The following is a 17,830-nucleotide window of genomic DNA, read 5'->3' as shown; positions in this document are numbered from 1 at the left end:
ATAATGAACCTCAGAAAAAAGATGAGCATCACCACCTTTTATTCATTTTTGAAAATAGCGTTGCTCGCCACCGCTTGTTCAAAAGGAAATAGCAACGCGCCTGCTGTTCCTGAAAAACCTGAGCCGCCTGTAGAGTTGATTGAGGTGGAAGATTGCCAGCGGTGTCTTGTGCTGGCCGAGCAATCAAAAAACAGAATTGCAATCGTTGACATTAACACGGCGAATATTATCTGGGAATGGACAGCCGTTGAGTCGAATGTCCTTACTCCCCATATCGCCTGGTTTAACCTGCCGGATGAGGCCAAACCGGTTTATGGCGGACGGTATATATTGATGACAGCGTCAGGTGGCGGTGTAGCGCTGATCCGCATCAAAGACAAAAAGACTTTGTTTTATGCCAATGTCGGCGGGAATCCGCATTCGGCTGAAATACTCCCAGATGGAAACATTGTAACCTCATCGAGCACGGGAAATCGGCTGACGTTGCTACATGTGGACACGTTGGCCTACCCGAATGAGGGGTTTAAACGTGTCATTGCCATTGATGACGGACATAATGTGGTTTGGGATAACACTCGGAAGGTGCTTTGGGCGACGTCCAATACGGTATTGAAAGCGTTCGCCTATAACAACAATTGCCAGTCGCCAGACCTCTCGGAAGTGGAGACCATCAACATCCCCGGGCCTGGAACCAACGCCCACGACCTTTTTCCGGTATATGGCGAAGACGCGATGTTTGTTTCCACAACCACTAATGTGTACAAATTCAATCTGGTGACCCAAACGTTCTCCATGCTGGATACGGAATTACAATATGCAATTAAAAGCATTTCGTCCGGACCGGATGGTTTTCCGGTCATTTTGATACAACCCAAACGGGAATGGTATACCGATGAGGTAAAGGATACCGATGGACGGAGCATTTTTCAGCAAAATGATCTGCGGATTTATAAAGCACGATGGCTGGTGGATAACGCGTTCAGCTATCCACAAAACCATGCAATGAGGCAGTGTGAATAAATGTTAAAGATGAAATAAACCATGACAATGACACGATTCAAACAAAAGAATTTGCTTATGTGGGCCATTGTATCCATTGGGCAACTATTGATAATGGCTTGCAGCGGCGACTTGGATATTGACAGCTATGGCGGGCCCGAGGAAACAGAAGCTGATGTTACTATTTCCGTACGCGGACGGACAAATGGAGAACCACTCTCCAACGTAAACCTGAACGTGTACGAGAAGCCCCGGGGGCAGGAAGACTTCAGCTTGATTTATGAAGGGCAAACCAATGAAGCTGGGATACTGGTGCTGGAAGGCGTGACGGTACCTAATATTCTGCAGGTGGAAGTAGATGACACGCGCTTCCCTGGAGGTAGTCCTTTAACCACCAAAGTGTTAGGTCAAAAATCAGCGGCTATTGATATGGAGGTAAGCACGCGGTGGGACCGTGAATCGGTGATGAATACCGACGGCTGGGATGTGCTGGGAGTGAGCAGCTATCATCAAACAACGAACCCAACCCAGAATATTGGGGCCAACGTTCTGCAAAACAACACCCAGATATGGCATACCAACTATGCAGGAGGAGCCACGCCATATCCGCATTGGCTGATTATCGACATGAAAACCGAACGTTTCGTGAATGGTTTTGGAATGACTCAGCGCGCCAGTAACAATGGCCCCATCAAGAGGCTTGAATTTCACGTGAGCACAGACAACGAACATTGGGAAAAAGTGATAGATACGGAAATACCACTAACTAATCCGGGTATCTGGCATACCTTTCAGTTGGAAAGCCGCGTTCGTGCAAGGTATATTAAATTTATTGCAACAGAGCCGCATATCGTTGCCAATCAATTTATTAATGTGGAACAAATAGGGGTGTATTGATGCAGATTCATGTGCTGAATGGGTAAGGCGTAATCGATTTGTCAAAGATTCCCTTAAATTTGCTGCCATATCATACAGCGCATGACGGTTCAGCTCTTTATCCCTTGTTTCGTTGACCAGTTGTTCCCCGAAACGGCTTTCAATACCGTCCGTGTATTGGAGAAAGCTGGGTGCACAGTGGTTTATAATCCGCAGCAAACCTGTTGTGGGCAGCCGGCTTATAACGCGGGGTTCTGGGATGAGGCTAAGAAAATAGGGAATAAGTTCCTGCATGACTTTGCAGATGACCAGCCCATCGTGTCGCCGTCGGCTTCCTGCACGGGGATGGTTAAGAATGCATATAATGATTTGTTCACCAATACCATGGTGCATAACCGTTGCCGGGCAATTCAGGGAAACAGTTATGAGCTGTCTGATTTTCTGGTAAATGTGCTTAAAAAGGATTACTTTGGCGCAGAATTGGAGGGGCGCGCGGTGTACCACGATTCCTGTTCGGCCCTGCGGGAATGCCGCATCAAGGAAGAACCAAGGCAACTGTTAAGTAGAGTGGACGGATTGGAACTGGTAGAGATGCGGGATACGGATACCTGCTGTGGTTTCGGAGGTACCTTTGCCGTCAAATTTGAAGCCATATCCAGTGCCATGGCCGAACAGAAAGTACATAACGCACTGGAAATGGAAGCGGATTTTATCATTTCCACGGATTCATCCTGCTTGTTACACCTCCAAGGGTATATAGACAAACACCAGCTGCCCATTAAAACCATGCATCTGGCGGACGTGCTTGCTCATGGTTGGGCCAATATTTAGCGGAGAAAAGAGACCAAATTATAAATACGATGACAGATAGAAGATCATTTTTGAAACAGTTGGGTGTTGGCGCCCTGGGGTTGTCCGTGTTACCGTCGGTAGCGATGTCGTCCATGTCTGAACATAAGAATGCTTTGTTTTTCGATATTTCGCTCGCACAATGGTCGCTCCACAAGACAATCTTTGCAAAACGGTTGGATAATCTTGACTTTCCGAAGACGGCCGCTGAAACGTTTGGTATCCACGCCGTGGAATATGTAAATCAGTTTTTCAAAGACAAGGCGAAAGATAACGGATATTTGACCGACTTGCTCCGGCGGGCCACGGACCACGGCGTAAAAAATGTGCTGATCATGGTTGATGGGGAGGGGCCATTGGGCTCTACCGACGACAACGAACGCATCAAGGCTGTTGAAAATCATTATAAATGGGTAGAGGCAGCCAAATTCCTCGGCTGCCATGCCATCCGGGTTAATGCGGCCGGTAAAGGTACGCCGGAAGAGGTGAAAGATGCCGCCATTGACGGTTTGGGCAGATTGAGCGAGTTCGGGGCGAAGCACGGCATAAACGTCATCGTGGAAAACCATGGGGGCATATCCTCGCATGGCGATTGGCTTGCCGCGGTGCTGAAAGGCGTAAACAAACCCAATTGTGGAAGTCTTCCTGATTTCGGTAATTTTTATGAATATGATCGTTACCAGGGCGTAACGGAACTGATGCCATTCGCCAAAGGCGTAAGCGCTAAGGCCAACGTGTTTGATGCGAACGGCGACGAGGCCAATATCGATTACCGGAGGATGCTCCGGATCGTCAAGGATGCGGGATACCGGGGGTATATCGGCATCGAATACGAGGGCAAGGAGCTCAGCGAAGAGGACGGAATAAAAGCGACCAAGCGGCTGCTTGAGCGCATTGGTGCAGAATTGAGTTGATTGATCGATCAGCCATGCGGTTACCGAATACCGCGTAAAGAAGCCGTTTCAACGAAAGTCGAGACGGCTTCTTTACGTTAAGTGGGTGCCAAATGGTAAGCAATGTCGTAAAAATATCGATCCTGATTTGTCATTTACGGAATTTTAATGCAACTTTGCTGCGAATTATGAAGCGTTGCGTACAGATGTCAAAGGTATTCATGCAAATAGCCGCGATAAGCGTAATGATGGCGGTTATCAGCGTGCCGTTGATGTATGCGATGCATACTCATCATCATGCTGGTTCCCCTTGTGAGAGCCATAATCACCACGAGGAAAATCATGACGACGCTGCAGCTATGCAGGATTGTACGTTCTGCCAGCTGTATACCCACTACATTCCTGCGCAGGCCGTGCTTAAACCGGCTTTTACGCTGTGTGCTCCTTTATTTCAATTGAAAAGGTTAGCCGCGCATCCCGTAGCCAAGGCCCCCAATGAAGGCTTGTGCGACCGGCACACCAATAAGGGGCCGCCTCTCGTTTCCCAATCAGTTTAACAAACCAGACAGGCTGTCTACTGCCTGCGTGAGTTCGTTTTCTTCCGTTTCCGAGCCGGAAATGGTTGTACATCTGCATTGTGCATAAGTCTTTTTAACATTATAATATTCGATGAAAATCGTTCTCGGTGTTGTTGCCGGATTGTTTTACGTTAGTTTCGCCTGCGGACAGGGCTTCCGGTTGTCCGGCCGGGTGACTGGTGGGGATGGGGCTCCTGTTTCAGACGCTCATGTTGTGCTGCTGGGAACCGGCAGGCAGGCAAACACCGGTAAGGATGGCGAATTTTCCTTTGCCGCGCTGGCAAAGGGAAGTTACAGTATCCGTGTCCAGAAGGAAGGTTACCGGAGCCACCGGACTGAAATCCGGCTGGAGCGTGATGGCCAGCAGATAGCGATACGACTCGACAGTGCGATGCATGTACTTGATGAAGTGCTGGTTACCGATAACCATGTGGAGCGGCGAAAACAGCACGAATCGCTGAACGTAGAGGTCGTCGGCCGGGATTTCATCTACCGGAATCTGGGCGGTAGCTTGATGAAAACGCTGGAGCGGTTGCCGGGGGTACAGACCATCGGCATCGGCTCGGGCCAATCGAAACCGCTTATCCGGGGGTTGGGATTCAACCGGGTAATGGTTGTGGATAGGGGAGTTAAGCATGAAGGCCAGCAGTGGGGAGCCGATCATGGCCTGGAACTGGATCAGTTCGCTGCCGGCGAGGTGGAAATCATCAAAGGTGCCGCATCTTTCGTTTACGGTTCGGATGCCATCGGCGGCGCTATTGACGTGAAGCCCGAGTCGCCGCCGGCGCCGCACACGGCGATGGCTTCGGTAGATCTTATGGGGAGAAGCAATAACGGCAGCTACGGCACCTCCGTACGTTTTGGAGGCCGCGGGAGCAGATGGTTCGGCGATGGGCGTGCCACCTATCAGCGCTATGGCGATTACCGGGTTCCCACAGACACGGTGCATGTTTATGATTATGCGGTAGCACTTCATAAGCAACACCTGCGGAATACAGCCGGACAGGAGATGAATCTTCACCTGACGGCGGGTTACCTCGGTGAGCGGTTCAACTCCGTCCTTTATGTGAGCAATACGTACAATAAGGCCGGATTCTTTGCCAACGCGCATGGCCTGGAACCGCGCAGGGTTGACGCCGGTATGCACGACCGTTCGGCGAGGGACATTCTGATGCCCCGCCAGCAAGTGAACCATTTCAAGGTGATCAGCCGGAACGCCGTCCATTTCGGAGCGCACCACTTGCAGGCGGAACTGGGATTCCAGCGAAATTTCAGGCAGGAGTTCAGCCAGTATGTCAACCACGGTTACATGCCGCCGGTGTTCCCCGATACACTCGGTATACCAATGGGGCTTGAACGGGAATTTGATAAATTTGTTTATTCACTGAATGTGAAAGATCACTGGGAGACCGGTCGCCATACGCTGACGTTCGGATTTAATGGCGAGTACCAGGATAACGCTATTGACGGGTGGACGTTTCTGGTGCCTTCGTTTGACCAGCTGACAGCCGGAGCGTTTGTGTATGATAAATACCGGCTGAACGATAAGACGTTGCTGCATGCAGCCCTGCGGTATGACCACGGTAGCTTGCGCATGTCGGCATACCGCGACTGGTTTCCATCACCGGTAGACGACAGCGGTACGCAGGAATACTTGCTGCGGGCTGCAGACCTGCACCGCCGTTTCAATAGCGTGGTGTGGTCCGTGGGGATTAATTACGACCCGGCTGATGCGGTTTCATTGAAGGCTAACATCGGCAAGAGCTTCCGCATGCCGATTGCCAAGGAGCTTTCGGCCAACGGGGTGAATTACCATTATTTCAGCTATGAACAGGGCAACCCGTCATTGTCGGCTGAGCAATCGTACCAAGCAGACCTGTCGGCAGCGTGGCAACATGGTGGCTGGCGCATCATAGTGAGTCCGTTTTATAATTATTTTCCCAATTACATTTACCTGAATCCCACAGCACGCTTCGACCACTATTATGGAGCGGGTAATCAGGTATTCCAGTACGAACAAAGCCGGGTAATGCGGTACGGTGGCGAATTGCAGCTATCCCGTCGCATAAGCAGTGCGCTGACCGCTGAGGTGCTTGCGGAATACCTGTTTTCCAAACAGCTCTCCGGCGCAAAAAAAGGGTTTTCGCTGCCGTTTGCCCCACCACCGTCGGTATTGATGAACATGACCTGGGCTCCGGATAGGGCAGGAAACCCCTTTGTGTCGCTGGATTATAAGCTGGTGGGCCGACAATACCGGATCGTGCCCCCCGAGCGGAAGACTGATGGCTATGGCGTGGCGGCGCTACAGGCGGGGTATACCGTATCCGTGGCGAACCAGGAGGTTCACCTGAACCTGCAGGTACAAAACTTGCTGAATACGAGATATATGGATCATACAAGCTTTTACCGGCTGATAGAACTCCCCGAGATGGGCAGGAATATTGTCTTCTCCATGCGGATACCGGTCGGTATAGCGAATCGCAATAGTATTAAAGAGTAGTGGATAAATAGTAAGAAAATGAGAACAAGAAAATTAAATTTCATCCTCGGATTTATCGGGGCTGCTGCGTTGATTGTTTCGTCCTGCAAGAAGGATTCCCCGGCAGACCCCGCCATGCCCACCGTGGAGAACGTGGAAATAGGGTCGGGCAACAACGGAATCGGCGTTGTCGGCGAGGATTTCCACTTCGATATGGATGTGGTGGCAGGCGAACGGATCGACTTCATTCAAATCCGGATCGAGCAACGGCCCGATGAAACTTATGCCGGGCAATGGAGCTACGAGGTTACCTGGGATCAATACCGCGGCGCCCGGAATACTAATGTGCATAAGCATTTTGATATCCCCGAGGATGCGCCGGAAGGAACTTACGACTTTGTGATTGTGGTGCAGGATCAGAACGGTGCCAAGCTGGAAGAAAAGCACACGATTCGTATTTACCTGCGCGAAAACCTTCCTGTTGACCCGACGTTGATCATCAGTTAACATTGGTAAACCCAAAAACATAAGTTCAGTACAGGCATTTAAACACAGCGAATCATGAAACGAATTATCATTTTTTTTGCCATGGCATCGTTGCTGTCGTGCGGCAAGGATGACGGCACGACCGACACGGAGTATCCGGTTATTGACATTGCCTATGCCGATGCTTTTCCCGTGCAGTGCAGTACCATCCAGCGCGGTGAAACCTTCGTATTTCGGGCAAAATTCAGCGATAACGTCGCGCTGGGATCCTTCAGTCTGGATGTGCACGATAATTTCGATCACCATACGCACAGCACAGAGGTGAACGAATGCGATATGGAACCGGTGAAAACACCGGTCAAACCTTTTGTCTACATCAACTCGTTCGAAATTCCGGGCGCGCCGCGTATCTATGAAGCCAGCGTGGAACTGACAGTACCGGCCGACGTGGATCCTGGCGATTATCACTTCATGATTCGGGTGACCGACCGCGAGGGTTGGCAGACGATGCGGGGGCTGAGCATAAAAATACAATAGGCATTTTTTTATACAAACGATATTAAATACTAATGGAAATGAAAAAACAAAACAAATTTGCGGCACTGGCTTTGGTAGGACTTACAGCATGCTCACTGGCATCCTGCAATAAGGATAACAATGACCCTGACCCGGTGAAGGAAGGGATTGAAAAGGCTGAGCTCATTTTTACGGAGGTCAGCGGTGATGGCGTTTATCCGCACGGAGACCATTTCCACGGACTGGGAGGTGCTGTTGAAGGTGAGTCCATCACCGTCAAGTTCGATGAGAACGGCATCGCCACTTCCAATGGCCACCTGCATCTGGAGGCCGATGCGGTCTACAAAATCGAACTGAAAGCCTGGGACTACACCGGAAAAGAGGTGCAGAACGATTTCATCGCCGATAAGGCGACGGCCGATCAATACAAAGCATTCCTCATCGGCGGGGATTTCGTCCTGAATCCTGACAGCGATGATGAAAGCGGAGCTATTTTCCAGCCGCGGGAGCAAACATACGCTGACGGTACAGCGGTGGGGGGGAAATATGAAACCACGGGCATACTGAGCTACTTCACCATCGGGCACGATAATGAAGGGCCCACCAAGGAAGTGACGTACGTGTTGCGTAAATTGAACGCCGGTGTGAAGGCTAATATCACCCGGTCGGATTGGAACCGCAGCGATTATACTACGGCGTTTCCGGGCGAAAATGTACTGGAGCTGAAGTTCGAAATCCACGCGGAACACGGGCACCACCACTAAATATTTACAATATTTACATATTGTGTGTTTGTGCGAGGGCGGCGGACCGGTATCGGATTCCGCCGCCTTTATCGTTTTATACTTACCGCGCTGGCTTCTCATAAATACATTTGCAACCTTGTTGCTTTTACTGGTTTTAGTTCCTAACTTTGGCATGCTCGAAAACGTTAACAGATGATACCACAGGATTTTGAAGACTGGAAAGACTGCATTGAACGCAGGTGCCGGATACGGCTTACCGCCGCATTTGCCAGGGAACGGTTGGAGGTCTACAACAACCTCAGTCATTCAGAGACGCGGCAATTTATCAAGCTATATGGGGAGGAACACCATCGGCGTGTCGTGTCTTGGTTTACGCGGATAGCAACGGAGCGCGTGCTGTGAATCGGCCGGTCTGTTAACGAGGTGTTTACAAGGAAGCTACTAAAATTAATAGAATACAATGGGAGCAAAGAAACTGCCGGTAACCGTATTAAGCGGATTCCTCGGAGCGGGGAAAACGACTTTACTCAACCACATTTTGCACAATAAAGATAACCTCAAGGTGGCGGTTATCGTTAACGACATGAGCGAGGTTAACATCGATGCCCAGCTGGTAGAGCGGGAAAATACCCTGTCGCGAACCGAAGAGCGGTTGGTAGAGATGAGCAACGGCTGCATCTGCTGCACGCTGCGCGAAGACCTGATGGTGGAAGTGGAACGGCTGGCCATGGAAAACCGTTTCGATTACCTGCTTATCGAAAGCACGGGCATCGCTGAACCAATCCCCGTGGCGCAGACATTCAGCTATGTGGATGAAGGCAGCGGGATAGACCTTTCCCGGTTTAGCTATATCGATACGATGGTAACGGTGGTCGACTGCTATAATTTCTTCCGGGACTTCGGCTCGGATGAGACGCTCACTGACCGGGCGTTGACAACTGATGAACGGGATATGCGGACCATCGTGAACCTGCTCACCGATCAAATAGAGTTTGCCAATGTCATCGTGCTGAACAAGACAGATCTGGTTTCGGATGAAACCGTGGGTACGTTGGAGGCGGCCTTACGTAAGTTGAACCCGGATGCGAGGATTATCCGGTCACACTTCGGGAAGGTCTTGCCGGGGGATATCATCGGCACGGGACTTTTCGACTTCGAGAAGGCGTCTTCTTCAGCGGGTTGGATAAAGGAACTGGAAAATGAGCACACGCCTGAAACGGAGGAGTACGGTATTTCTTCGTTTGTGTTCCGCACGCAACGGCCTTTTCATCCGCAACGGTGGTATAAATACCTCAATGAGCACTATCCAGCAGGAATGATCCGGGCAAAAGGGCTGTTCTGGATGGCTTCCCGACCTAATGTGGCCATAAGCTTCAGCCAAGCCGGCGGCAGCCTGCGCATTGAGAGCGCGGGAGCGTGGTGGTGCAGCATCCCTGAATCCGAACGGTACCGCTATGCCGACTACCTTGAGCACCGCACATCCATTGAGGCGCGATGGCACCCGCAATGGGCTGACCGGAAGACGGAACTGGTGTTCATCGGCCAGCATCTCGACAGGGAGAAGCACCTGCGCGACCTGGAAAAGTGTCTGCTCACCGAAGGCGAGGCAGACGATTGGCGCTATACGCTTTGGCACGATGATTTTCCGAAAAATATATAAAACGATATGGAACGCTGATCTCCCAAGACCAACCGTGAAAGAGCAACCGGAACAAGGGACTCCGGCCGGGTCTGAAGCAAATGAATCTCACTCGATGCATTCCGCAACCTATGAGTGATACCATTGACCAGTATCCATCGAGCCGCAAGCCTCCAGCCATACTCCCAGGTAGAGCGCCATCATTTTCAGCGTTATCGATTGCGGATTCGCATATATAAGCGCTGGTTCCGTATATTTCGATGTATCTGCAAATGATGGAACATGCCGGTGAATCGGATGCAATTTTGTTGCAAATCACCATCAATTGTGTACCTTTGTTGTTAAATCGAATTGCATAACCGTTATTTTATGATGGCATCGTTAACAATACCACGCTTAAACCGGGCCGGACACCGTTTGACCGGCGTGCCCGGTTTATTATTCGCACTTATCATCCTGCTGGCCGGTTGCAGCTCACCCGGCAGGGGAATTTCCGACTTACAGGTGGGCGAAAAAGCGGAAGCCTTCGTGGGCTTGTCGCTTCCTGTTTCGGCACGGGTGAGCGCCGAGGCGGCGATAGTTGAAATAAGTATTGCGATCCGGCCGGTTTCAGATGAAGGCTGGACATTCGCAGCGCAGTACAGCGACGGCATCGCCGGAAAAAACAAGGCGGATTTCCGTACCGACGTGGCGATACCCGCCACAGCCGAACCGGGTAACTACCGGTTGACACTCCGCCTCGTCGAAGCGGATGGTTCCGTTACGGAAGCGTCTGCGGATTTCCGGCTGACCATTGACAGTACCGTGCCGACCGCTTCCGGCCTGGACGTAGGTATCAACGCCGCCGGCAACGACCTCCACCTGGAAACGGAACTGACTGCCCCCAGTGGCATCAAAAGCGTGTTCGTTGCGATAGAAGGAAATGCATGGAGCAAAGAATTCAAGTTCGCCGGCGAGCAATTGGTAGGGCAACTTACCCACCATTTCCATGAGCATGTGCATGTTTCAGAAGCTCCGGAAGGCGACTACCGGGTTATCCTTACCGTCGAAGACCAGAAAGGAAGACGCGCCCGGACCGAGGGAATGTTTGCCAAGAAATAGGTTCAGAACGTTTCGCCCGTAAGGGCGCTATTCACCATCGCCCCGGCGATATTTCCCGTTGCCACGGCCCAAGCCACCGAGCGCATCATGCTGGAGTTGTCGCCGCAGGCGTAGACACCATCAATCGTCGTTTTCTGCATCATATCCACTTTGATGTGCCCCTGTTCGGTCAGTTCACAACCCAACAACACCGGGATGTCTGAATGTTGCGAAAATGGAACTGCCGCATAAACTGCATCGAACGCCAGTTTTCGGCCATCCGCAAAGACCACGTGACTGAGATGCCCGTTTTCGTGTTCGATTTCGGCGACCGGTGTTTCGATGATTTGGATGCCGTGTTTGCGGAACTTCTCCATTTGTTCTGCACTGAAATCCGCATTGCCTGAAGTCAGCACGGAGATGGTATCGGTCAGGTTGTTGACTAATGACGTTATATGGAAGGCCCGCTCCCCGTTGGCCATGATGCCGGTGTTTTTGCCGCGGAACTCGTAACCGTGGCAGTAGGGGCAATGGATAACAGAGATACCCCAGCATTCCGCAAACCCCTTTATATCCGGCAGGGTATCGCTTATTCCAGTGGCCAAAATGAGTTTTTTCGCGCTGAACGTTTCACCCGATTGGGTAACGATGGAGAAGCCGTCAGCCGTTTGCTTTCCATCCACCGCCAGGCCGTTCAAGAATTCCACGGTGTGGTATTTCGAGACTTGCTCCCAAGCTTTTTTTGCAATCACAGCGGGTTTTTCGCCATCCTGCGTAAGGAAATTATGCGAATGCGGTGTTTGTGCATTACAAGGATTGCCGTTGTCTATGATCAAAATATTCCTGAGTGAGCGGCCAAGGGCCATCGCCGCAGAAAGGCCGGCATAGCTGCCGCCGATGATGATGGTGTCGTAATCTTTTTCTGATATCATGTCTTTTGGTGTTAACGATGTCCATGGGTGTGGCAGTGCCAGCATCGATGCCGCTGCGCAGCCCTGTTTGATGAACTCCCTTCTGGAAAGCATACATACAAAGGTCGCCGGAATTGCTGTTCACGCCAATACCGGTATTCCGGCAAGTAGAACCAATTTTACGGTTTGCTCCGGTAGGCCGCTGGTGCAATGCCTTTGTACGATCTAAAAAAGCGGGCAAAATGGGCCGTGGTGTCAAAACGCAGAACATGGGCAATCTCCTTGATGCTCATGGAGGAATAGAGCAATAACAGTTCGCTTTCCAGCAGTAGCCGCTGATGGATGAGTTTTATGGCCGGATAGCGATACCGGGCCTGTGTACACTCACTCAGGTATTTCGGGGTGATATGAAGCATGGATGCGTATTCAGCTACCGACCTGACTTCCCGGAAATGCTGATTGACCAGTTTCCGGAATTCATGGGCCAAGCTGTATTTTCTGCTGTCTTTATATTTAGCCTGTAGCAAACAGGTTTCGCACACCCGGTTAAAGCTGTACAAGATCTGCATAAGATACAGCCGTACCATCTCCGGTTGGAACGGAGCAGCCCATTCCAGTTCACGGCTGATGCCAGCGAACTTGGCGGAAACATCCGCATAAGCCTCAGGAAATAACGGGTAACAGTGCAACAAACCCTCTTCCGCAGGGAGCAGGTCGTCCATTGCCTCGTTCACGGCAAGTCCTTTCCGGATGAACTGGGGAGTGAAGAGCAGGAGGTCTGCACGGAAATCGCGGGTGAAATCCGTAAATACAAACGACCTGCCGGCCGGGATAAATGTCATGTGCCGGGCAGGCAGGCTGGTGCCGCCGTTGATGACTGCCGATCCGGAAATGCACAATGCGATGGTATGAAAGGCAGGGTCAACCTGCGAAACCTTTTCAAAGTCGGCGCCAACCTCAACAACGGTGAAGCCTTCAGCAAGTAAGCTGCCTGGCCTGGCAAGGTACTTCTCGTATTGCGAACTGCCGCCCCGTAGCTTGACGTGCGCTTTCAGGAATTCACGGATATCGTTCTGGGCGTTACGCATCATTTTCCCCTCATTCGCTGATTCTCAGAACGGCATTTCCCTTTTTCCGGCCTGTGTCTACGTATCGGTGCGCCTCCACTACCTCGTCCATGGAAAAGGTCTTGCCGATTACCGCTTTATATTTTCCGTTTTCAAATAGCTCCTTTAACAACATCAGTTGCTGTATGGTTTCGGAAGCATATCCCGTACGCACGCTTTTGTACACGCCATTTTTGTTCAGTAGGTGTTTCCATTCATTTTTGCGCGTTTTGCCCACTGCGTCAAAGATGATGTCAAACTTATCTGTCTGCCTGGTATGGTCCGCACTGTCGTAGCGCATAATGTTGGTTACTCCCAGGCTTTTCACCAGCCCGATTCCTTCGGCACTGCAAACGGCTGTGATATCGGCATGGTGATGCTTTGCCAGCTGGATGGCTGCTGTGCCGACGGAACCTGTAGCACCGATAACCAGGACTTTTGGGTTTGGCCTCCCAGCTATCCCCGCTTTATCCAAAAAATGAATGGCTGTTTGCCCGCCAAAGACGATAGCTGCGGCTTCTTCGTACGTTGCATTATTCGGCATCTCGATTACGTTACTGTTTTGATGTACAGCGATGTATTCCGCATACGTGCCGAACGTAAACCCCGTCATCCCGAATACGCGGTCTCCGACGTTGAATTTGGATACGTTTTTTCCAACTTTTTCAACAACACCCGAAAATACCGTGCCCAGAATTGGTTTTCTTGGTTTTGAAATCCCTAAAGCCAGGCGCATAATAATCCTCATAAACCCGTTGACATCAAGACTCCTAACCCTTACATCTCCCGAATTAACGGCAGTTGCGACAATTTTGACAAGTATTTGATGGCTGTTCGGAACGGGCTTAGCTATTTCCTGCAGTTGTAAAACTTCAGGCGAACCGTATCTTGTACAAATAACTGCTTTCATCTGTTTTTTTGCTTTCATGTTGATGGCCCGTTCCTTTTTATTCGATCTGTGATAAAGATAAGTACTTTTTTGCCTTCTTCACCGTTACAATAGGGACCCGGCGCCTTAATCGTTGTAAATAGCCATAACCGGCACGTCGATATTACGCAAGAGATCCTGGGCCAGGCTGTAAGAAAAAAGGCGTTGGTAAAAATTACGTTTATGGTTAACCAGACAGACCAGATCGATATGGTTGGCCCTGCAATAATCAGCAAGGGACGCCTTCAGGTTTATCGTGTCGATGGACCGGAACACGGTATCGCTTGTGTGCGGCGGCACGCGGAGGGATTTCTTGAACCGTTCCATTAACGGCACGATAGACTCTCCATGAGCCAAATCAAAATGCAGGACATGGAGCTTAGCCCCGAATTCCCGGCAAGTTTTCATCACCTGGGTCAGGGGAGCCCGCTCATCCTCACGGTAGTCCACCAGAAATGCTATGTGATCGATAACGCCATCAAATCGCGCCCGCTGTGGCACGGCGATTACCGGTTTGTTGATTTCCTCAAGGATGATAGCCGTGTTGGTTTCCAGGAAGACTTCAAACATTCCTTTTTTTGCTGCCTGCGAACCGATAACCACCAGTTCTATCGCGTCCTCCTTACGCTTGACATATGCTTTGAAATTTTCTATAAAAGCCCCTTCTTCAACAATATACTTTACCGTTACGCTGTCTACACCGAGCTGTTCGATGAGCTTTTCAAACGGCGGGAACTTATCCTTCTTAGAACGGAAGTTTTCAATATCGAGTTTTTTATAAATTTCGCGGGTTTCTTCGTTAAGTTCCGTGTCCGGCATAAAACTATGGTAAACAACCAGCCTGGCCTGCGTTTTCTCGGCGTATTTAACTGCATAACCGAATGCGTTAAGGGACGCACTTGAGAAATCGGTCGGGAAAAGTATGCTTTTCATCATGATGCTGTAAAACTTTGTTCATATATCTTAGTCCTTTGCCGCGCGTCCCCATCACCGCCAGTTCGGGGAGAGACGTCCTTTCGCCTATGAAAGGGCAGGAGGTTTCATAACGTGGCCAGGTATTTAACCGCAAAAACCAACAGAATACTTACTGCCAACCCGATAACAACCTTGGCCAGATCCACGGCCAGCGTTCTGAACATCGCGCGGCGGCCCTCATTTTTCCGCAACATAAAATTAAGCGCGATTTCCCTGCCGGCCAAAATACCAATAAATACCCATGTGGTACTCATGGGCACATTGTTCAGCTCTTTAAAAAAATAAAGAATAATGCCGTACGAGAAATCGATGATCGTGGCCGACCGGACATCGATCGTATTGGTCTTCGACCGGACGATATGCTGGATGGTTCCACCTTTTGAGGCAATGATGTAGGCCAATATCACGAGTATAACCAATAGGGAAAATACGAGTCCCCATGGGGGCAGCTCGCGGGGCAGGTATACATAAATATTGGCAAAATCCTGAATAAGCCACTGCGACCACAGAAATCCGGTAGAACCCCATTGCAAGACTGTCCATATTCCGTTTTCCCTGCGGGTAATCGGATGTTCAATAAACTTTTTTTCCAGCATCTTTGAAATGGCGATATACAGCACCACCGCCGCCACAAAAGCCACCACATATCCCCAGACAGATTTGGTTACCATACTGATCAGGTTTTCCGGATTGAAAAACATCAGGATCAGAAAAGAGGTGCTCACTGGTATCCCCGTACGCGTTAGGAGCAGCAGGATAATGGGCGGTAAAAGAAAATACCACTCAAAAGGATCCGGCAGTGGATATTTTTCCAGCCGGCCATAGGAAACATCCCCGCCATGGTCCAAATAACCAAATATAAGGGTACAAGTAAGAATGCCTCCCGCAAAAAACCAGAGGACCCACCACCTCTTCCGTTCATTGGAGCTTAAAAATGTACCCAGGGTCTGAATAGTGTCATTTCCCACGACGGAGTAAGACGCCAAAACAAATCCCAGACACATAACAATTGAAGAAACGTCCATGCAGTTGATATAAGTTGCTATGCAAGAAACTTAATTAATGTCTGCTGGCGATTACGAATAGGTTACTATTGTGTTATGTTTTTCCGGCTGCCTTCGGGGTTTCACCGGGGGGGCTGGCTCATAATTCTACATACAAAATTAACAAATAATTAATCACTGACTTGCAATAAGATCAAACGTGATAGCCAAGTTTGTACCGGTTAATTCTCTATAGCGTGGACTATAAAAACTTGACAGACAACAATCTATGGGACGGATGCAAAAAAGGGGACCTTCGGGCTTACAACGAGCTATTCAATAGGTACGCTCCGCAACTATATGATTTTGGCATGCGCTACTTAAAGGACGAAGAGAGAAGTCAAGAGATTGGTATTGATATTTTTCTGGATATCTGGCAAAGGAGAGGCGAAATTACCATTGAAAAGGATATATCCAGCTATATTTTTAAGGCTATGCATTTTCGATGCATCGACTACCTCCGGAAAAAGCAGATGGTGTATGTCGATGTCGAAATGATGAAAGACGATAACCGTTTTTCGGCGGAATCCACGGATTATCCGATGAGGTACAGGGAAGCAAACGACAGCTATCAACTCGCTTTGAATACGCTGCATCCAAAATGTCGCAGAGTGTTTCAACTAAGCCGGGAGGAGAACCTGTCTTATAACCAGATTGCCAACCAACTTGAAATTTCCCGCCATACGGTTGAACGCCACATCTCCACCGCCCTGAAGAGAATGCGGTTGTTTTATCATGACTACCTGACCTTTTTGATTGCCGCGCTTCTGACAGGACTTTAATCCTGAACAACATAACTTCTGATGATTTATTGAAAAAAAGTGCCAATACCAGTGGTGGTACAGCTGCATTTTTTCGACTCTACATATAGAGGGGTTAACTTTTGTAGGTAAGCCTTTTGTATACTTATTTAAGAAAAAAGTGACTGAATTAGAAAAAGAGTTGTTAAAAAGGTTTCTTGATGATAATTATTCAGCCGAGGAATACGAACATATACAGCAGCTGCTGCGAAAGCCGGAAGCCCAAGGGGTGATGGAGGAAATTACGCAGAAAGACTGGAAATCTAAGTCCATAAAGCATATCGCGCCCCAGAACCTGCTGGATCGTTGGAGTAAGCGTTTACTTGCTGCGGTAGAAAAGCAGGAAGGCCATAAACAAATCGCTGTTTTGCGAAATAGACGATCCCTGCTTAGCTACGCCGCCGTGTTTATAGGATTGGTGCTGTTGGCGGGGGTGTCCATCTATTTCTTTAAGACGGATACCGGCGTTCAGTCGCAAGCCAGGGTAGGAGATACGCTGATTCTTCCCGGAGCCGACAAGGCGCTGTTGACCTTGGCAGATGGATCGGTGGTGTCCTTGTCCAATGCTAAAGTGGGCACGATCGCTTTGCAGGGTGGGTTGGAGGTAGAAAAGAAAAATGACGGTAGTATCCGCTATAGGGCGAAGCAAAAGGAGAGGCCTGCTGAAATCGCATACAACACCATCACGACCCCCCGGGGAGGCCAGTACCGGGTTACGCTGCCGGACGGCTCCAATGTGCTGCTAAACGCTGCTTCGTCCTTAACCTACCCTGTACATTTTTCCGATGAAGAAAGACGTGTAACGATGACAGGCGAAGCTTATTTTGAAATTACTAGTGATGCGTTAAGTTTTTAAAATTCATTGTAAAGCATTGTATATAAATATATTATAGTCGTTCTTTGATTTTTTGATTTGAATTGACCTG

At 49.7% G+C, this 17,830-nt stretch carries 19 protein-coding genes; 14 read left to right on the top strand and 5 right to left on the bottom strand.

Translation table 11 applies throughout. The features are described 5' to 3' along the window. The first annotated feature begins 3 nt into the window (after positions 1–3). From BM030_RS09110 to BM030_RS09055, 12 genes are all read left to right on the top strand, one after another. Positions 4–1,020 (top strand): DUF6528 family protein, encoded by a 1,017-nt coding sequence (locus tag BM030_RS09110; RefSeq protein WP_244518815.1) that lies wholly within the window; start codon positions 4–6, stop codon positions 1,018–1,020. A gap of 27 nt (positions 1,021–1,047) precedes the next feature. Continuing rightward, entirely contained in the window at positions 1,048–1,896 is an 849-nt protein-coding gene (locus BM030_RS09105) for a discoidin domain-containing protein (RefSeq protein WP_170845682.1), read from the top strand. An 81-nt stretch (positions 1,897–1,977) separates the two neighbouring features. Continuing rightward, positions 1,978–2,706 carry a (Fe-S)-binding protein gene (locus BM030_RS09100; RefSeq protein WP_090973283.1) on the top strand — a complete coding sequence of 243 codons (729 nt, stop codon included), beginning with the start codon at positions 1,978–1,980 and terminating at the stop codon, positions 2,704–2,706. 29 nt (positions 2,707–2,735) lie between these two features. Continuing rightward, on the top strand, positions 2,736–3,638 hold the full coding sequence (locus BM030_RS09095) for a sugar phosphate isomerase/epimerase family protein (protein WP_090973282.1): 903 nt from the start codon (positions 2,736–2,738) through the stop codon (positions 3,636–3,638). A gap of 167 nt (positions 3,639–3,805) precedes the next feature. Continuing rightward, positions 3,806–4,174 carry a hypothetical protein gene (locus tag BM030_RS09090; RefSeq protein WP_170845681.1) on the top strand — a complete coding sequence of 123 codons (369 nt, stop codon included), beginning with the start codon at positions 3,806–3,808 and terminating at the stop codon, positions 4,172–4,174. Positions 4,175–4,286: 112 nt separating this feature from the next. After that, positions 4,287–6,695 carry a TonB-dependent receptor gene (locus tag BM030_RS09085; RefSeq protein WP_090973280.1) on the top strand — a complete coding sequence of 803 codons (2,409 nt, stop codon included), beginning with the start codon at positions 4,287–4,289 and terminating at the stop codon, positions 6,693–6,695. An 18-nt stretch (positions 6,696–6,713) separates the two neighbouring features. Then, positions 6,714–7,181, top strand: coding sequence for a DUF4625 domain-containing protein (locus tag BM030_RS09080; RefSeq protein ID WP_090973279.1), 468 nt, complete (start codon positions 6,714–6,716; stop codon positions 7,179–7,181). 54 nt (positions 7,182–7,235) lie between these two features. Continuing rightward, positions 7,236–7,697, top strand: coding sequence for a DUF4625 domain-containing protein (locus BM030_RS09075; protein WP_090973278.1), 462 nt, complete (start codon positions 7,236–7,238; stop codon positions 7,695–7,697). Positions 7,698–7,735: 38 nt separating this feature from the next. Further along, positions 7,736–8,440 (top strand): hypothetical protein, encoded by a 705-nt coding sequence (locus BM030_RS09070; protein ID WP_090973414.1) that lies wholly within the window; start codon positions 7,736–7,738, stop codon positions 8,438–8,440. 174 nt (positions 8,441–8,614) lie between these two features. Next, positions 8,615–8,824, top strand: a complete 210-nt coding sequence (locus tag BM030_RS09065; RefSeq protein WP_090973277.1) for a hypothetical protein — start codon at positions 8,615–8,617, stop codon at positions 8,822–8,824. A 58-nt stretch (positions 8,825–8,882) separates the two neighbouring features. Continuing rightward, entirely contained in the window at positions 8,883–10,082 is a 1,200-nt protein-coding gene (locus BM030_RS09060; protein WP_090973276.1) for a GTP-binding protein, read from the top strand. Between the two features lie 348 nt (positions 10,083–10,430). Continuing rightward, positions 10,431–11,162 carry a DUF4625 domain-containing protein gene (locus tag BM030_RS09055; RefSeq protein ID WP_090973275.1) on the top strand — a complete coding sequence of 244 codons (732 nt, stop codon included), beginning with the start codon at positions 10,431–10,433 and terminating at the stop codon, positions 11,160–11,162. A 2-nt stretch (positions 11,163–11,164) separates the two neighbouring features. On the opposite strand, the gene BM030_RS09050 is transcribed toward BM030_RS09055, so the two are convergent. The 5 genes from BM030_RS09050 to BM030_RS09030 all read right to left on the bottom strand — a co-directional run bounded on the left by BM030_RS09050 (position 11,165) and on the right by BM030_RS09030 (position 16,086). Continuing rightward, positions 11,165–12,073, bottom strand: coding sequence for an NAD(P)/FAD-dependent oxidoreductase (locus BM030_RS09050; protein WP_090973413.1), 909 nt, complete (start codon positions 12,071–12,073; stop codon positions 11,165–11,167). Between the two features lie 158 nt (positions 12,074–12,231). Beyond that, positions 12,232–13,143 carry a helix-turn-helix domain-containing protein gene (locus BM030_RS09045; protein WP_090973274.1) on the bottom strand — a complete coding sequence of 304 codons (912 nt, stop codon included), beginning with the start codon at positions 13,141–13,143 and terminating at the stop codon, positions 12,232–12,234. Between the two features lie 7 nt (positions 13,144–13,150). Then, a complete protein-coding gene (locus BM030_RS09040; protein WP_090973412.1) occupies positions 13,151–14,068 on the bottom strand; it encodes an NAD(P)-dependent alcohol dehydrogenase in 918 nt (305 codons plus the stop codon). Between the two features lie 105 nt (positions 14,069–14,173). After that, on the bottom strand, positions 14,174–15,022 hold the full coding sequence (locus tag BM030_RS09035; protein WP_090973273.1) for a universal stress protein: 849 nt from the start codon (positions 15,020–15,022) through the stop codon (positions 14,174–14,176). 104 nt (positions 15,023–15,126) lie between these two features. Beyond that, entirely contained in the window at positions 15,127–16,086 is a 960-nt protein-coding gene (locus tag BM030_RS09030; RefSeq protein ID WP_090973272.1) for a hypothetical protein, read from the bottom strand. Between the two features lie 215 nt (positions 16,087–16,301). Between BM030_RS09030 and BM030_RS09025 the strand changes: the two genes are divergently transcribed. Both BM030_RS09025 and BM030_RS09020 read left to right on the top strand, forming a co-directional pair. Then, positions 16,302–16,886 carry an RNA polymerase sigma-70 factor gene (locus BM030_RS09025; protein ID WP_170845680.1) on the top strand — a complete coding sequence of 195 codons (585 nt, stop codon included), beginning with the start codon at positions 16,302–16,304 and terminating at the stop codon, positions 16,884–16,886. A 139-nt stretch (positions 16,887–17,025) separates the two neighbouring features. After that, positions 17,026–17,760: a FecR domain-containing protein gene (locus BM030_RS09020; protein ID WP_244518813.1), complete on the top strand. Its 735-nt coding sequence runs from the start codon at positions 17,026–17,028 to the stop codon at positions 17,758–17,760. Positions 17,761–17,830: the final 70 nt, after the last annotated feature.

The sequence above is a fragment of the Parapedobacter composti genome (assembly GCF_900112315.1).
In the GTDB taxonomy this organism is placed as follows: Bacteria; Bacteroidota; Bacteroidia; order Sphingobacteriales; family Sphingobacteriaceae; genus Parapedobacter; species Parapedobacter composti.
The sequence above is the reverse complement of the archived record's forward strand: the minus strand, read 5'-3'. Positions and strand labels throughout refer to the sequence as shown.

Bases quoted from the DNA above. Each gene is read 5' to 3' on its own strand.
- BM030_RS09105 (WP_170845682.1), top strand. From the start codon at position 1,048: ATGACACGATTCAAACAAAAGAATTTGCTTATGTGGGCCATTGTATCC.
- BM030_RS09095 (WP_090973282.1), top strand. From the start codon at position 2,736: ATGACAGATAGAAGATCATTTTTGAAACAGTTGGGTGTTGGCGCCCTG.
- BM030_RS09045 (WP_090973274.1), bottom strand. From the start codon at position 13,143: ATGATGCGTAACGCCCAGAACGATATCCGTGAATTCCTGAAAGCGCAC.
- BM030_RS09080 (WP_090973279.1), top strand. From the start codon at position 6,714: ATGAGAACAAGAAAATTAAATTTCATCCTCGGATTTATCGGGGCTGCT.
- BM030_RS09075 (WP_090973278.1), top strand. From the start codon at position 7,236: ATGAAACGAATTATCATTTTTTTTGCCATGGCATCGTTGCTGTCGTGC.
- BM030_RS09090 (WP_170845681.1), top strand. From the start codon at position 3,806: ATGAAGCGTTGCGTACAGATGTCAAAGGTATTCATGCAAATAGCCGCG.
- BM030_RS09050 (WP_090973413.1), bottom strand. From the start codon at position 12,073: ATGATATCAGAAAAAGATTACGACACCATCATCATCGGCGGCAGCTAT.
- BM030_RS09070 (WP_090973414.1), top strand. From the start codon at position 7,736: ATGAAAAAACAAAACAAATTTGCGGCACTGGCTTTGGTAGGACTTACA.
- BM030_RS09110 (WP_244518815.1), top strand. From the start codon at position 4: ATGAACCTCAGAAAAAAGATGAGCATCACCACCTTTTATTCATTTTTG.
- BM030_RS09030 (WP_090973272.1), bottom strand. From the start codon at position 16,086: ATGGACGTTTCTTCAATTGTTATGTGTCTGGGATTTGTTTTGGCGTCT.
- BM030_RS09055 (WP_090973275.1), top strand. From the start codon at position 10,431: ATGATGGCATCGTTAACAATACCACGCTTAAACCGGGCCGGACACCGT.
- BM030_RS09085 (WP_090973280.1), top strand. From the start codon at position 4,287: ATGAAAATCGTTCTCGGTGTTGTTGCCGGATTGTTTTACGTTAGTTTC.
- BM030_RS09040 (WP_090973412.1), bottom strand. From the start codon at position 14,068: ATGAAAGCAGTTATTTGTACAAGATACGGTTCGCCTGAAGTTTTACAA.
- BM030_RS09100 (WP_090973283.1), top strand. From the start codon at position 1,978: ATGACGGTTCAGCTCTTTATCCCTTGTTTCGTTGACCAGTTGTTCCCC.
- BM030_RS09065 (WP_090973277.1), top strand. From the start codon at position 8,615: ATGATACCACAGGATTTTGAAGACTGGAAAGACTGCATTGAACGCAGG.
- BM030_RS09060 (WP_090973276.1), top strand. From the start codon at position 8,883: ATGGGAGCAAAGAAACTGCCGGTAACCGTATTAAGCGGATTCCTCGGA.
- BM030_RS09035 (WP_090973273.1), bottom strand. From the start codon at position 15,022: ATGATGAAAAGCATACTTTTCCCGACCGATTTCTCAAGTGCGTCCCTT.